This window comes from Xanthomonas sp. NCPPB 3582, from assembly GCF_041475735.2.
GTDB classification, from domain to species: Bacteria; Pseudomonadota; Gammaproteobacteria; order Xanthomonadales; family Xanthomonadaceae; genus Xanthomonas; species Xanthomonas codiaei.
Window position 1 is genome coordinate 464,676 of sequence record NZ_CM192968.1, and the last position, 12,788, is coordinate 477,463.

Here is a 12,788-nt window from a genome sequence, read left to right on the forward strand (position 1 = left end):
ACAAGGTGCTGAACAACTCTGGTGGGTGCGATCGAGGGATACAACTTCAACAACTGGGTGCATCGACAACTGACTGCGCCGCACGCGTGGCCGATGCAGTCACTGCACGAAGTATCCTGGGCTCGCCCGGGTCGACAGCATCGCTGCTCCTGTGCACCGCTGCTATCACCAGTTCCAGCCCACACCTGCTTTGGTGCGACAACGCGGCATCCGCGCACAGCAACAACGACAGCACGGACTGCACCGCGGCCGCGGCATCTGCCCGCCGCGGTCACGCATGGCTATTCGGTCGTGTCAGGCTCCGCTTCGGCTACCGTGTCGCCGTCCTGCAAGGTCTGCGGCGGGTCGAGCACCACGCTGTCGCCTGCATTCAAACCGGCGACCACCTGCCGGTCCTGACCCATCGCCATGCCGGTGGTGACGGGCCTGGCGGCCACGGTGTTGCGTTCACCGACCACGAATGCCAGCGTGGCGCCATCGCGTTCGACCAGCGCGGCGGCCGGCACGCGCACGCCCTGCGGCTTGGACGCCTGCTGCGGTTTGGCCTGCTCCAGGAAACTCACCCGCACGCCCATTTCCGGCACGATGCGCGCGTCCTTGACCTTGAAGGCCACCCGCACCTTTACCGTGGCCTTGCCGCGGTCGGCGGTGGGAATGATGGCGATCACCTCGCCGGGAATCTTCCAGTCCGGGTAGGCGTTGAGCACCGCTTCCACCGGCATCTTCGGTTGCACGCGGCCGATGTAGGACTCGCCGACTTCCACTTCGATCTCCAGCGACTCCATGTCCACGATGGTGCCGATCCCGGTGCGGGTGAAACCGCCGCCGGCCGACAACGGCGAGACGATTTCGCCCGGCTGCGCCGCCTTGGCGGTGACCACGCCGGCGAACGGCGCGCGCACCACGTTGAAGTCCGAACGGATGCCGGCAATGGCCAGCTGGTCCGATGCCACCTGCACGTTGCGTTGCGCGTTCTGCAACTGCGCACGCAAGGCATCGCGCTGCGCGGTGGCCTGTTCGTACTGCGAGCGCGATACCAGCTGCGCGCCGACCAGCGACTGCAGACGCGTGGCATCGGCATTGGCCACCGCCAGCTGCGCCTGCACGTTGTCGACCTGGCTGCGCGCGGCCGACAGCTGCGAGGCCGACAGCGTCCGCTGCGCATCGGCATCCAGCGGGTCGAGCGTGGCCATCACCTGGCCTTGTTCGACGCGCATGCCTTCTTCGATCATCACCTCGCGCACCTTGCCGGTGACCTGGGCCGAGACCGTGGCCATGCGCCGGGCAACCACGTAACCGGACGCGTCCAGTACCGAGGCGCTGCTGCTGCCGGCACTGATCGCCACCACCGGTGCGGTCTGCACCTTGACCACCGGAGTGCGGGTGAACCACCACGCCGCCGCTGCCAGCACCAGCACCAGGATGATGACGGCGATGATCCAGCCGCTGCGGCGTGCGGGCGGTGGCGCGGCAGGGCGCTGGCGGTCGATGCGAAGTTGCTTGAGCAGATCGGCGGAAGTGTTCATCGAGAACCAGGACAGAAGGCTGCGCAGAATGTGACCGCCTGCAAGGCGCGCCGCAAGCTGCCGGAAGTCACCAACCCCAACGCGGCGACAAACGGTAGGGCGATCGGTGCAGTGGCAATGCCGTGCAGCATGCGGCCCGAGCGCACCACCTGCCAGTGACAGCTGTCATTCGCAGGCCATGACAGGCGCGACTGTGCGCCAGTGGTGCAGACACGCAGGCTGTCGCTATCGAGCCACCACAGGATCCTGTATGCACCAGCACCGCTTCAAGGAAACACCGCCGTGCGGGCCGCGCAGCCACGCGTTGCGCGAGGGCTGCGCGTGAGCAGGCGCATGCATGAGGCCGCTGATCGGGATCACTCTGCGACGCCGCGTGCCCAGGCGGACCCGGCAGTGGCAGAATCCGCGCAACGACAAGGACCCACTCTGATGCATGCAAGGCTCCCTGCCTGGCTTCGTCCGGCCGCAACTTCGCAAGTGGCCGCACGCCTGGCGCAAGGCCAGTCGCCGTGGATGGACTGCGTGCACCTGCTGTGGTCGGCCTGGGTGTTCGTGGTGCCGGTGTTCTCCCCGCGTGGCTATGACAGCACCTGGCTGTTGTGTACGGTGCTGTCGTATCCGCTGTTTCTGCTGCTGTATGCGCGCATGTTGCTGGCGCCGCGCGACACGCTGTACCGCTATGCCTGGGCGATGGGGGCGCTCAGTGCCGCGCTGCTGCCGGTGTACGCCTCGGGCATCAGCTACTTCGTGTTTGCCTGCCTGAGCCTGCGCCCTTCCACGCGGCATGCGCTGTGGCGGCATTTCGCCATCCTGCTGCTGATGAACGCGCTGTATCTGGCCTGGGCGCGCTGGCTCGGGTTGGGTTGGCAGGGCTTGGTGTGGTTGCCGGTGTCGGTGCTGCGCATGGCCGCGGTCGGCGCGGTGTACAGCATCAACGAGCGCAAGGACGCATTGCTGCGCCTGTCGCAGGACGAAGTGCGTCGGCTGGCGGCCACCGCCGAGCGCGAGCGCATCGGCCGCGATCTGCACGACCTGCTCGGCCACACCTTGTCGCTGGTGGCACTCAAATCCGATCTGGCCGCGCGCCTGATCGCGCGCGATCCGCAGGCGGCGCGCGGTGAGATCGATGCAGTGGCGCAGATCTCACGCGATGCCCTGGCACAGGTGCGCCGCGCCGTCACCGGTATCCGCGCCGCTGGCCTGGTGGCCGAGCTGGCCTCGGCAAAGGTGCTGCTGGACATGGACGGCATCGTGCTGGAACACGCGCTGGACGCGCTGCCCCTGCCGCCCGAGCACGAGACCGCTCTGGCGCTGGTGGTGCGCGAGGCAGCCACCAACGTGCAACGCCACGCCCAGGCCAGACGGGTCCGGGTGAGTCTGCGCGCGCACGACGGCCGGGCGGTACTGGACGTCACCGACGATGGGCGCGGCGGGGTAATCGTGCCCGGCAATGGCCTGGATGGCATGCGTGCGCGCCTGCAGGCTCTGGGAGGCGCGTTGGAGGTGGACGCGCTGCCCCGCGGCATGCGCCTGCGCGCCAGCGTGCCGTTGCCGCAGCCCATGTCCGATGCAGGGCACCCCCCATTGCCGCTGCCCCTGGTGCCGCAACCGCGCTGAGCGCTCACCGGCCCGGCCGCTGCACGTCGCCGGCCCGCGCTGTTATCGTGCGCAACCGTTGCACAACTGCGAGCGCGAGCGATGATCCGGGTGTTGTTGGCCGAAGACCAGGCCTTGCTGCGTGGCGCGCTGGTGGCCCTGCTCGGGTTGGAAGACGATATCGACGTGGTCGGCAGTGCCGGCGACGGCGAGGGCGCCTGGCGCGAGCTGCAACGGCTACAGCCGGACGTGCTGGTCACCGATATCGAAATGCCCGGGTTGAGCGGCCTGGAACTGGCCCAGCGCATCCAGCGCCAGGCCCTGCCGGTGCGGGTCATGATCGTGACGACCTTTGCGCGCCCCGGGTTTTTGCGGCGCGCGCTGGATGCCGGCGTGGCCGGCTATCTGCTCAAGGACGCGCCGGCCGAGCAACTGGTCAGCGCCTTGCGCCAGGTGCATCGTGGCGGCCGGGTGATCGACCCGCAACTGGCGCTGGATGCGTGGGTGGAAGCGGACCCGTTAAGCGAGCGCGAACGCACGGTGTTGCGCCTGGCCGGCGAAGGCCGCTCGGCCAGCGAGATCGCCCAGCAGCTGCAGCTGTCGCACGGCACCGTGCGCAACTATCTGTCCGAATGCATCGGCAAGCTGGGCGTGGCCAATCGCATCGAAGCGTATCGGCTGGCGCGGCAGAAGGGCTGGTTGTAGGCAGCCAAACCGATGCAACAAACGCGTGCACGGGCTGAGCAATCGTAGCGAGCAGTGGTGAGGTACGCGTGGGCGGCGCACTCACAACCGGGATGCACGCGTGGTGCTTGAGCATCCCGAGCACGGGCCGCGCCACAGTTTGGTTAGGCGCCCATGGTCAAACCGAATCGGTTGTTGCTTCTTTGTAGATGCAATCATCGTCCCGCGAAGGCATGGCCTGGCCGCGCAGGTACACTGCCGGCCGACCTGATCGTTGCGAGCGCACTGCATGAAATCTCTGTGGCTGTTGGGCCTGCTGCTGGCCTGCGCATTCAATGCCTCCGCCGAGCAATTCAAGATCCTGGTGGCGGCTATTCCCAACCAGTATCACCACGACTATATCCCCGTCGCCAAGCCGCAGTTCGAAGCGATGGCGCGCAAGCATTATGTGGAGATAGTGTGGGCATGGAATGCCAAGGCCTTCGATGGCGATCTTTCGCAGTACGCGGCCATCGTGCTGCTCAACACACCGGCCACCGACCTGGATCCGGCCCAGCGCGCCAACTTCCAGGCTTACGTGCGCAGCGGCGGCGGCGTGGTCGCCGTGCACAAGGCATTTGCGATCAAGCGCGGCAACTGGGAGTGGTACGACCAGTTGATCGGTCGCTCGTTCCGCACCCATCCCTACCTGCAGACCGCGATGGTCGACGTGGTGGACGCCAACTTCCCGGCCACCGCCGGCCTGCCCAAGCGCTGGGTGTGGAGCGATGAGTGGTACGAGTACGACCCGCCCTACAGCGACGATCTGGTCACGCTGCTGACGGTGGACGAAACCAGCTACGACCCCACGCTGATCTGGCCGGGCCAGGTCGCCAAGGGCATGGGCAAGCACCACCCGGTGGCGTGGTACCACCATTTCGAGGGCGGCCGCGTCTTCGCAACGGCGCTTGGTCACCTGGCCGAGGCATACAACGACCCGCGCTACCTGGATCATCTGTACGGCGGCATTTACTGGGCGGCGACCGGCAAGGGCATCGAAGTGCCTGCATCAGCGGCCAAAGCAAATCGCCGGCGTTAAGCACTGGCCCTCTCCCTGCGGGGCGAGAAGGCACAGCTTGCGCGCCACCGGCGCGCGGGCCTTGGAGCGCCCGCGCCGCAAGCGCGGGCCTGGGCGCGGAGCGGGGGTTGGGGTGAGGGTACGAGGTGAAGCCACCTGGGAATGAGAATTGCGAGGCTTCGCCCGCACCCTCATCCGCCCCTGCGGGGCACCTTCTCCCGACGGGAGAAGGCAGATCAAGCCCCTCTCCCTCGGGGGCGAGAAAGCACGGGTTGCGCGACACGGGCGCGCGTGCCTTGGAGCGCCTGCGCCGCAAGCGCAGGCCGGGACGCGGAGCGGTGGTGAGGGTACGGTCACGCAGTGAACTCACTTCGTGCACGCCGTCTTCCCCCCATCCAATCCATCAATGCGCCGACCGCTCCCCACGCGCCATGCTGGAAAACACGCCATCGCGGCGTACCCAGGCATGGAACAGCGCCGCGCTCAGATGCCCCAGCACGGTGGCGAACAGCAGGTACGCCAGCCAGCCATGCGCGCTGCGCAGCCAGGCATACAGCGTCGGATCGTGCGGCGCGATCGCCGGCAGGTTGGCGCCTGGCCACAGCACGATCGGGTAGCCACCGGCCGACAGCATCGCCCAGCCGATCAGCGGCATGCCCAGCATCAATGCATACAACAGCCAATGCGAGGCGATCGCCGCAGCCTTCTGCCAGGCCGGCAGGTCCGCAGGCAGTGCCGGCGGGCGATGGCGCAGGCGGTTGATCAGGCGCAGCACGGCCAGGACCAGGATCGCGATACCCAGTGGGCGATGCAGGTCGATCAACCACGGCCGTTGCGTCACCGAGGCGACCATGCCGACGCCGACGAACAGCATGGTCAGGATCATCGCGGCCATCAGCCAATGCAGCACGCGCGCGGGAATATTGAAGTGCGTCGGGCGGCTCATCGATGGGCTCCCTGGCCGGTGGCGGCACTGCCCTTGCCGCTGGCGATCTCGCGCTCGCGACGGTTGAACGATTGCGCATACACCGACGAGCGCGCGGCCAGGATCGGGTCGTTGGAGGCGGCAAGGCCCTTGGGCAGGATCAGCGGATCGTAGTTCAGATCGCGGCACGGCCCGCTGGCCTGCGGTTGCGCATGCTCCAGGGTCAGCGTCCCGGCGACGATCTGCTTGCGGCTCTGCGGCCACGGCTGCGAGGGATCGTCCACCGCATCGCCGGGTTCGGCCACGGTCAGCACCATGTCCCAGCGCAGCGGCCCCTGCGCCAGCCGCGCCTGCAGGTCGGTGGCGAGAAAATCGCCATCGGCCTGCTTGCGTTGCTCGGCGCTCAATTCCTTGAACGGCGTATGCGGGCGCATCGACCAGCGGATGTAGCGCTCGCGCCCGTCGGCCGCGATCGCGCGGAAGGCGTTGACGCCGTTGTACTGCGTATTGGCCCAGCTATCGGACCAGGGCGCGGTCTTGGCCCACTGCTGGAACTTGGCCGCCTCCGGATACTGCTTGCCGAACGCCGCGAGTTTTTCCGGATCCGGTTTGCCGGTGGCCGGGTCGGGCCTGGAGGCCATGTTCAAGGCCTGGAAACCGGCCGGCGTGGCCACCACGAAGAACGGAAAGCTGTTCATGGCCGTGCGCCATTCCTGCCCGTCGTCGCTGCGCAGCAGCAGCGCCATGCTGCGCACGCGCGCCTGTCCATCGGCGCCATGCGGGTCGCCACCGCCGATCGACATCCGTCCCAGCACCGGCGTGCTGGTCTGGCCGAAGACGCGTGCCGACGATAGCCAGCTCGCCTTGCCGCTGGACTGGAATTGCCCGCTCACGCATACGCCCTTGCTATGCGCGCGCCGAAAACCCGGATGCGGCGGCCCGCTGGATTCGATGGTATCGGTCATACGCGCGGCGGTGAGCCGGTCGCCGCCGATCCAGCCGGCGGTCCATGCAAAGGCGATGGCGATCCCACCGGCGATGGCGGCAATGCCCAGCAACGGCAGCACCGGGCGGCGCGTGTGTCCGGGGGAGGGAGGTGGCAACGGCATGGCTGGCTCCGGTCTTGGATGCAGTGGGCAGCCCGCTCACTGTCGCGCGGCAATGCTTTCATCGCCGCAGCCGAGCACGCCCGTCTCGCATCATCCGGAAGAAGCCGCCTTGAGCGTGTGATGGACTACGGTGCCGGGAGGCCCGGCGCGATGCGCATGTCCCGCTGCAGGCATGAACGGGACACAATGATTCAGAGCGGCTGACGGAAGGTCGCGAGCAGTCGGCAGGTGGGCGTGGATGCGCGCTCAGCACCGGAGTGTACGCGTGGTACACGCTCACACCGAGCACCGAGCACCGAGCACCGAGCACCGGCCACGCCAGCCTGACGGCTACGCAGCAGTGTTGGTGGCCGCGTTCAATCAGCCAAGCGATGCTTATGGCCGACAGCATTTCGCCAACCCGACACGTTCATTGCGCATCTTCGCTACGAAGCGGTGAAAACGACCAATCGAACATCGTCAGTAATTCTTTGGCCAACCGATCGAACTCCGGTCGGTAATGATGTTCGTGCGGCGTGGGAACCACGGTCTTGCCTCGGGTGAAACCCATCGCCTGCAATGCTGCCGAAAATCGTGCGAGAGGGCCGTAGGCGAATAACTGGTCATGGCGGTCCCAGACCACCGTCGCTTGGCTGGTAGGCGAATGCGCCCACAGGTCATAGCGAGCATCTGCTGAAAGAAATGCGCCAAAACGCGACAAGAACGCCTTGACGTCAGCGAGTTCCAGCGCAGGAGTTTGGTAGCGGCCTGGTTCTGCCTCGCCACGCGAGGTGTGGAGGAGATACAGCAGGTAATACGGCGGTTCCATGCACTCGGTCAGGCGCTCGAAAATGACAGGATCTCCGCCCGGAACACCCGCCACGATGCGGTCCGTGGAGTCAAAGACCGCCGGATGCGAGTGAGCGCACCACTGCCCATCTTTCAGGTGTCCGAGTCGGTACATGCGTGTCCGTCGCCGTGCTTGAAGCAGCTCGCCGTGGCGTAGCCATGATCAGATCGTGCAATGCCTGGATCGCGTCATTCGATCCTGAGCTTACCGGGCGGGCGAACGCCTGGTCGCAGCGCTGGCTGCACTCAGCCGCCGTAGCGCTGCTGAAGCATCGCAAACGCCGAGCGCAACGCCAGCGCTTCGCCGCCGGCCGGGCGGCCCGGGCGGTCGCTGTCGTTCCAGGCATAGACGTCCAGATGTGCCCATGGCTGGCCTGGTGCCACGAAGCGCTCCAGATACAGCGCCGCGGTCACCGCGCCGGCCATGCGCGAGCCGGCGTTGGCCATGTCGGCCACGTGGCTGTTGAGATAGCGCAGGTAAGGCCGCCACAACGGCATGCGCCAGACCGGGTCGCGGGTCTGCTCGCCGGCGTCGATCCAGGCCTGTGCCAGCGCATCGTCGTTGGCGAACAACGCCGGCAAATCCGGGCCCAGCGCGATGCGTGCGGCGCCGGTGAGCGTGGCGAAATCCAGGATCAGATCGGGCTTTTGCTCGGTGGCGTAGCTCAGTGCATCGCACAGCACCAGCCGGCCTTCGGCATCGGTGTTGTCCACTTCCACGGTGACGCCGGCGCGGGTGGTGAGCACCTCGCCGGGGCGGAAGGCATTGGGGCCTACGGCGTTTTCCACTGCGGCAATCAGCAGGGTGAGCCGCACCGGCAAGTGCTGCGCCATCACCAGCCCGGCCAGTGCCAGCGCATGGGCGGCGCCGCCCATGTCCTTCTTCATGTTGCGCATGCCATCGGCGGGTTTGAGATCCAGCCCGCCGGTGTCGAAGCACACGCCCTTGCCGACCAGCACCAGCTGCGGATGCGCGGCATCGCCCCACTGCAGCTGGATCAGCCGCGGCGCACGATGCGAGGCGCGGCCCACCGCGTGGATGGTGGGGAAGTTCTGCGCCAGCAGCGCATCGCCCACGATCGCCTCCACCTGCGCGCCGTGGGCCTGCGCCACTGCACGGGTGGCCGCTTCCAGCTGCTCCGGGCCCATGTCCTCGGTGGGCGTGTTGACCCAGTCGCGCACGCGAATGCAGGCCTCGATCAGGGCGCGCGTCGCTGCAGACGGCGTGGCCGCCAGTTCGGCCGGTGCGCGCGGTACCTTGCGGTAGCGCGCAAAGCGGTAGGCGCCCAGCCCCCAGCCCAGGTGCAGCAGCGCCTGCTCGGCATCATCCAGCGGGGTCGCCACGGTCCAGCGGCTGGCCGGCGGCAACGCCATCGGCGCATGCGCATAGGCGTAGGCATCGGCGCGGTCGCCGATCCCGATGACCGCTCCTGCCAGGCCCTGGTCGTCCGGCAGCAGCAAGACGCTGCCCGGCGCGGCATCGAACCGCTGTGCCTGCGCCCACGCCAGCACGCGCGTGGGCTGCCCGGCGCACCAGTGCGCGAAGCCTTCGCGGTCGAGCACATGCAGCGGCAGCGCGGCGGCGGTGGGGTCGGTAAAACCGGTGAGGTGCGACATGGGCATCCTTCAATGGCGCCGTGCGCCAGACGGGGGCGGCTCAGGCGGGAAGGCAGATGCCATCGCGCGCGGCGCCGGGGTGCGGTTGCTGGGCATCCAGCCAATCGGCCAGCCCGGTGAGGCTGTCGAATTCCAGGTCCGGCTGCTGGGTCGGGTGCGACCACTGCGCGCCGTCGCGGTTGATCCAGCACGCGCGCAGCCCGGCATCCAGCGCGCCGAGCACATCCATGCGCACGTGGTCGCCCACATGCAGCACTTGTGCTGGCGGCACGTCCAGGCGTGCGCAGGCGGCCAGGAAGATGCTGGCCTCCGGCTTGGCGCTGCCGTGTTCGCGCGAGCCCAGCTGAAAGGCGAAGTGATGCATCAGCCCGATACGCTGCAGGTCCGCATTGCCGTTGCTGAGCGCGGCCACCGGCACGTGCCGGGCCATGCGTGCCAGCGCATCGAGCGCATCCGGGTAGCATTCCACCTGGTTGCGCGCGGCATAGAACACTTCGTAGGCCGGCTCCACCAGCGCCAGATCGCCGCCGCTTTCGCGCAAGGCCATTTCCAGCGTCAACCGGCGCAGCGCGCTCAGGTCATGATGCAGCTGCGGGTTGTCGGCGAAGCTGCGTTCTCGCAACTCGCGCATGGCCTCCACCGGAAAGCGCTCGGCGGTGACCGGACTGTGCTCGCGCATCCAGTCGTACAACACCTGGTCGATACGCGCACCGATCGGTGCGAAAGGCCACAACGTATCGTCGAGGTCGAGAGTGATGGCGCTGATGTGGAAGCTCATCGCAAGATTTTACGGTCTTGCGTTGGGATTGGGGAATCGGGATTGGGGATTGGCAGCGGCAGCTGCGCGTTGCGTTTGCCAATCCCGAATCTCCAATCCCAAATCCCGGCTACTCAAGCAGCCTCGCCCAGCGTTGCATGCCCTCCACCCGGCTCAGCACCATCTTGATGCAGACCAGCAGCGGCACCGCTAGCAGCAGGCCGATCATGCCCCATAGCCAGCCGAACAGCATCAGCGCCAGGATCAGCATCAGCGGTGAGATCGCCATGCGGCGGCCCAGCACGATGGGGGTGACAACCTGGCCTTCGATCGTGTGCAGCGCCAGGTACAGGATGGCTGGCAGCAGCGAAGACAGCGTGGTGCGGAACTCCACAAAGCCCATCAGCAGCATCAGCAGTACGCCGATCAGCGGGCCGACGTAGGGCGCGAAATTCAACAGCGCCACCACCGTGCCCCACAGCAAGGCCTCCGGCAGTGGAATCTGCAGGACAGACAGGATGCCCGCAAAGATCAGGCCGACCAGGGTGTTGATCACGCTGATGGTGAGGACATAGCGCGACACCTCGCGCTCGATGTCCAGCATGATCTCGGTCGTGAAGCGTTGCTGCTGTCGGTTGGGCAACAGGGCGATCGCATGCCGTTGCAGGCTTTCGCCATAGACCATGAAGAAGAAGGTCAGCAGCACCACCGCAAGCACCGAGGCGGCCAGCTTGGGCGTGCGCACCAGCGCCTTGTACGGGTCGTCCATCTGGGTGCGCACGATCTGTACACCGCGCTGGCCTTCGCCGCCGGCCGCGCGTGCGAAGTTCTCGGCCGCCTGGTTGGCCTGCATCACCGGCTTGGTGAAATCGCGTACGTCGCGCGCAATCTGGCGCATCTGTCGCGGCGCCTGCTGCACCCATTCGGCCGCCGGGCCGGCCAGCTGCGCGGCCAGCGCGACCGTGCCCGCCAGACCCAGGCACAGCACCAGCAACGCGCCGAGAAACCGCGGGATGTACAGCTTGCGCAGTCCGCGCAGGATGGGGTTGCCGATCAGCGCAAAAAACGCCGCCAGCATGATCGGCAGGATGATGGTCTGCGCTGCCCACAGCGTGTAGCCGACGGCTAGCGTGGCCAGCACCACCAGCGAGGCAGGAGCGCGCGGACGCGGTGCCGGTGGCGGAGGAAGCGACTCTGCCGGTGCGGCAGGATCCAGCGAATCGACGGAGAGAGACATGCGCACCCTGGCAGCGAACTGGCGTGCTGCCAGCGGTGGGCCATTATCGGCAGAACGCGTCAACAGCGCGCACAGGGCCTGTGCGCATCGTGTCACTGCAACGACGGGGGTGGCGGCCTCAGCCGCCGCCATTTCGGACGCAAGACCGGCCTCAGGCCGCGCGGTCCACCGGAACCTGCACCACCGTGACCGGAGGATCGGCAGCGACTTCCTCGGCATTGTCGGCGGCGCGTTCGGCCTGTTCGGACGCTTCCTGCGCGCGGTGCGCGGTAAACAACGCAGAGAGGGTGCTGATCATCTGCAGGATCTTGGGAATGCCGCCCAGTTTGCCGGCGATGCTGCCCAGCGCGGCCTGCGGCTCGTTGCGGCCGGTGACAAACCCCAGCCCGAAGCCGACCAACACGATCCGCACCGGTGACCAGCCGGCACGCCAGGTCGTGCGCAGTTGTCTCCAGTGCAGACGGGTTTCCTGCGCACGGCCTTCGACCAGGAATTCGGCGCGTTCGACGCGCTGACGCAAGGTGCCGAACTTCATGGGTGGGCTCCACTGGCTGGCGCTGTCGTAGGCTCGTCGTCGCTGCTGTCGTCGAAGATGCCCAGCTTGACCAGCTGACGTCGCGTTGCATTCATGCCGGTGTGATCGAAATAGAAGAACACGCGCCATGCCGCAATGGCCGTCACCAACAGGCTGGCCAGTGCGGTGAAGAACATCGCCTGGAACCACGACAAGCCGGCGCGCTGCAGCAGGGCGATGATGGCACCGGCCAATAACAGCCACGACGATGCGCCGAACACCACGGCCACGCACGCCCAGGCCAGGCCGCGTCCGAAGGCGCTGCGTGCCAGCTGCAGATCGGCCGACACCAGCCGGCGCAATGCGCGGCTGGTGTCCTTGGCCGAGCCCAGCGTGGCGCGGCCGGCAGCACCGACCGCACGCACGCTTTCGTCCAGTCCCGGTGTTTCCGGGCGCGCGTGGTGCGCGCCGGAATCGGCAGCGGTAGAGGCCTGATCGCTCACGACTTAGTTGTCGTTGCCGCGTGCCAGCTTGGCGATGACCCAACCGGCGGCAAAGGCCACGCCGAAGGCGGCCAGCGGGCGCTCGCGGATCAGATCGGTGGCGCTGTCGAGCAGGTCGTTGCCCTTGGCAACCAGCACATCCATCTGCTCCTTGGCGGCGGCACCGCCGAACTCGGCAGCGGCCATGCCGGCCAGGGCGGAATCGGAGAGTTCGGCCTTGACGTTGGCGCGGCCGAGCTTGAGCTCATCGCCAGCGGCACTGGTGGCGCCCTTGACGGCTTCGCCTGCAGCGCTGGCGGCCGACTTCAGGTGGGTGCCGGCTTCGCTCAGGTTGTCCTTCAGCTGTTCGGTATTGGTGGGGCTCATGCGATATCTCCTTCGGTCATTGAGGGCAGCCGCCACTCACGTGCGGTCGTGATCTAGCAATAGCATCGG

Annotated in this window: 13 protein-coding genes and 2 other RNA genes; 3 read left to right on the forward strand and 12 right to left on the reverse strand. The window is 67.3% G+C overall.

Annotated features, from left to right (window positions below; all coding sequences use genetic code 11):
• Positions 1-281: 281 nt before the first annotated feature.
• Positions 282-1,526: an efflux RND transporter periplasmic adaptor subunit gene (locus tag ACCQ05_RS01880; RefSeq protein WP_372392750.1), complete on the reverse strand. Its 1,245-nt coding sequence runs from the start codon at positions 1,524-1,526 to the stop codon at positions 282-284.
• A gap of 429 nt (positions 1,527-1,955) precedes the next feature.
• On the opposite strand from ACCQ05_RS01880, the gene ACCQ05_RS01885 reads away from it, so the two are divergent.
• A complete protein-coding gene (locus tag ACCQ05_RS01885) occupies positions 1,956-3,143 on the forward strand; it encodes a sensor histidine kinase (RefSeq protein WP_372392752.1) in 1,188 nt (395 codons plus the stop codon).
• 81 nt (positions 3,144-3,224) lie between these two features.
• A complete protein-coding gene (locus ACCQ05_RS01890; RefSeq protein ID WP_228962637.1) occupies positions 3,225-3,827 on the forward strand; it encodes a response regulator transcription factor in 603 nt (200 codons plus the stop codon).
• Positions 3,828-3,859: 32 nt separating this feature from the next.
• Here ACCQ05_RS01890 and ACCQ05_RS01895 read toward each other — a convergent pair.
• A non-coding RNA gene (locus tag ACCQ05_RS01895) (sX9 sRNA) lies at positions 3,860-3,936 on the reverse strand.
• 159 nt (positions 3,937-4,095) lie between these two features.
• Here ACCQ05_RS01895 and ACCQ05_RS01900 point away from each other — a divergent pair.
• Positions 4,096-4,884, forward strand: coding sequence for a ThuA domain-containing protein (locus ACCQ05_RS01900; RefSeq protein ID WP_372392753.1), 789 nt, complete (start codon positions 4,096-4,098; stop codon positions 4,882-4,884).
• Positions 4,885-5,266: 382 nt separating this feature from the next.
• On the opposite strand, the gene ACCQ05_RS01905 is transcribed toward ACCQ05_RS01900, so the two are convergent.
• The 10 genes from ACCQ05_RS01905 to ACCQ05_RS01950 form a co-directional block, all read right to left on the reverse strand.
• Positions 5,267-5,809: a cytochrome b gene (locus tag ACCQ05_RS01905; RefSeq protein WP_372392754.1), complete on the reverse strand. Its 543-nt coding sequence runs from the start codon at positions 5,807-5,809 to the stop codon at positions 5,267-5,269.
• Positions 5,806-6,897 (reverse strand): catalase family peroxidase, encoded by a 1,092-nt coding sequence (locus tag ACCQ05_RS01910; protein ID WP_372392756.1) that lies wholly within the window; start codon positions 6,895-6,897, stop codon positions 5,806-5,808. Before ACCQ05_RS01910 ends, ACCQ05_RS01905 begins: the two co-directional genes overlap by 4 nt.
• 198 nt (positions 6,898-7,095) lie before the next feature.
• A non-coding RNA gene (locus ACCQ05_RS01915) (sX9 sRNA) lies at positions 7,096-7,171 on the reverse strand.
• Positions 7,172-7,306: 135 nt separating this feature from the next.
• Positions 7,307-7,840, reverse strand: coding sequence for a hypothetical protein (locus ACCQ05_RS01920; RefSeq protein WP_372392757.1), 534 nt, complete (start codon positions 7,838-7,840; stop codon positions 7,307-7,309).
• A 131-nt stretch (positions 7,841-7,971) separates the two neighbouring features.
• On the reverse strand, positions 7,972-9,342 hold the full coding sequence (locus tag ACCQ05_RS01925) for a leucyl aminopeptidase family protein (protein WP_228962632.1): 1,371 nt from the start codon (positions 9,340-9,342) through the stop codon (positions 7,972-7,974).
• A 40-nt stretch (positions 9,343-9,382) separates the two neighbouring features.
• Complete coding sequence (locus tag ACCQ05_RS01930) at positions 9,383-10,120, reverse strand: HAD family hydrolase (RefSeq protein WP_372392759.1); 738 nt, start codon at positions 10,118-10,120, stop codon at positions 9,383-9,385.
• Positions 10,121-10,229: 109 nt separating this feature from the next.
• Positions 10,230-11,336 (reverse strand): AI-2E family transporter, encoded by a 1,107-nt coding sequence (locus ACCQ05_RS01935; RefSeq protein WP_104541003.1) that lies wholly within the window; start codon positions 11,334-11,336, stop codon positions 10,230-10,232.
• 151 nt (positions 11,337-11,487) lie between these two features.
• Positions 11,488-11,871 (reverse strand): hypothetical protein, encoded by a 384-nt coding sequence (locus tag ACCQ05_RS01940; RefSeq protein WP_104541002.1) that lies wholly within the window; start codon positions 11,869-11,871, stop codon positions 11,488-11,490.
• Positions 11,868-12,353: a phage holin family protein gene (locus ACCQ05_RS01945; protein ID WP_372392760.1), complete on the reverse strand. Its 486-nt coding sequence runs from the start codon at positions 12,351-12,353 to the stop codon at positions 11,868-11,870. Before ACCQ05_RS01945 ends, ACCQ05_RS01940 begins: the two co-directional genes overlap by 4 nt.
• Positions 12,354-12,356: 3 nt before the next feature.
• Positions 12,357-12,719 (reverse strand): hypothetical protein, encoded by a 363-nt coding sequence (locus tag ACCQ05_RS01950; protein WP_029221506.1) that lies wholly within the window; start codon positions 12,717-12,719, stop codon positions 12,357-12,359.
• Positions 12,720-12,788 lie beyond the last annotated feature (69 nt).

Excerpts from the sequence above, each read along its gene's own strand:
- ACCQ05_RS01905 (WP_372392754.1), bottom strand. The coding sequence starts at position 5,809 with ATGAGCCGCCCGACGCACTTCAATATTCCCGCGCGCGTGCTGCATTGG.
- ACCQ05_RS01940 (WP_104541002.1), bottom strand. The coding sequence starts at position 11,871 with ATGAAGTTCGGCACCTTGCGTCAGCGCGTCGAACGCGCCGAATTCCTG.
- ACCQ05_RS01925 (WP_228962632.1), bottom strand. The coding sequence starts at position 9,342 with ATGTCGCACCTCACCGGTTTTACCGACCCCACCGCCGCCGCGCTGCCG.
- ACCQ05_RS01920 (WP_372392757.1), bottom strand. The coding sequence starts at position 7,840 with ATGTACCGACTCGGACACCTGAAAGATGGGCAGTGGTGCGCTCACTCG.
- ACCQ05_RS01930 (WP_372392759.1), bottom strand. The coding sequence starts at position 10,120 with ATGAGCTTCCACATCAGCGCCATCACTCTCGACCTCGACGATACGTTG.
- ACCQ05_RS01880 (WP_372392750.1), bottom strand. The coding sequence starts at position 1,526 with ATGAACACTTCCGCCGATCTGCTCAAGCAACTTCGCATCGACCGCCAG.
- ACCQ05_RS01950 (WP_029221506.1), bottom strand. The coding sequence starts at position 12,719 with ATGAGCCCCACCAATACCGAACAGCTGAAGGACAACCTGAGCGAAGCC.
- ACCQ05_RS01885 (WP_372392752.1), top strand. The coding sequence starts at position 1,956 with ATGCATGCAAGGCTCCCTGCCTGGCTTCGTCCGGCCGCAACTTCGCAA.
- ACCQ05_RS01935 (WP_104541003.1), bottom strand. The coding sequence starts at position 11,336 with ATGTCTCTCTCCGTCGATTCGCTGGATCCTGCCGCACCGGCAGAGTCG.
- ACCQ05_RS01910 (WP_372392756.1), bottom strand. The coding sequence starts at position 6,897 with ATGCCGTTGCCACCTCCCTCCCCCGGACACACGCGCCGCCCGGTGCTG.
- ACCQ05_RS01890 (WP_228962637.1), top strand. The coding sequence starts at position 3,225 with ATGATCCGGGTGTTGTTGGCCGAAGACCAGGCCTTGCTGCGTGGCGCG.
- ACCQ05_RS01900 (WP_372392753.1), top strand. The coding sequence starts at position 4,096 with ATGAAATCTCTGTGGCTGTTGGGCCTGCTGCTGGCCTGCGCATTCAAT.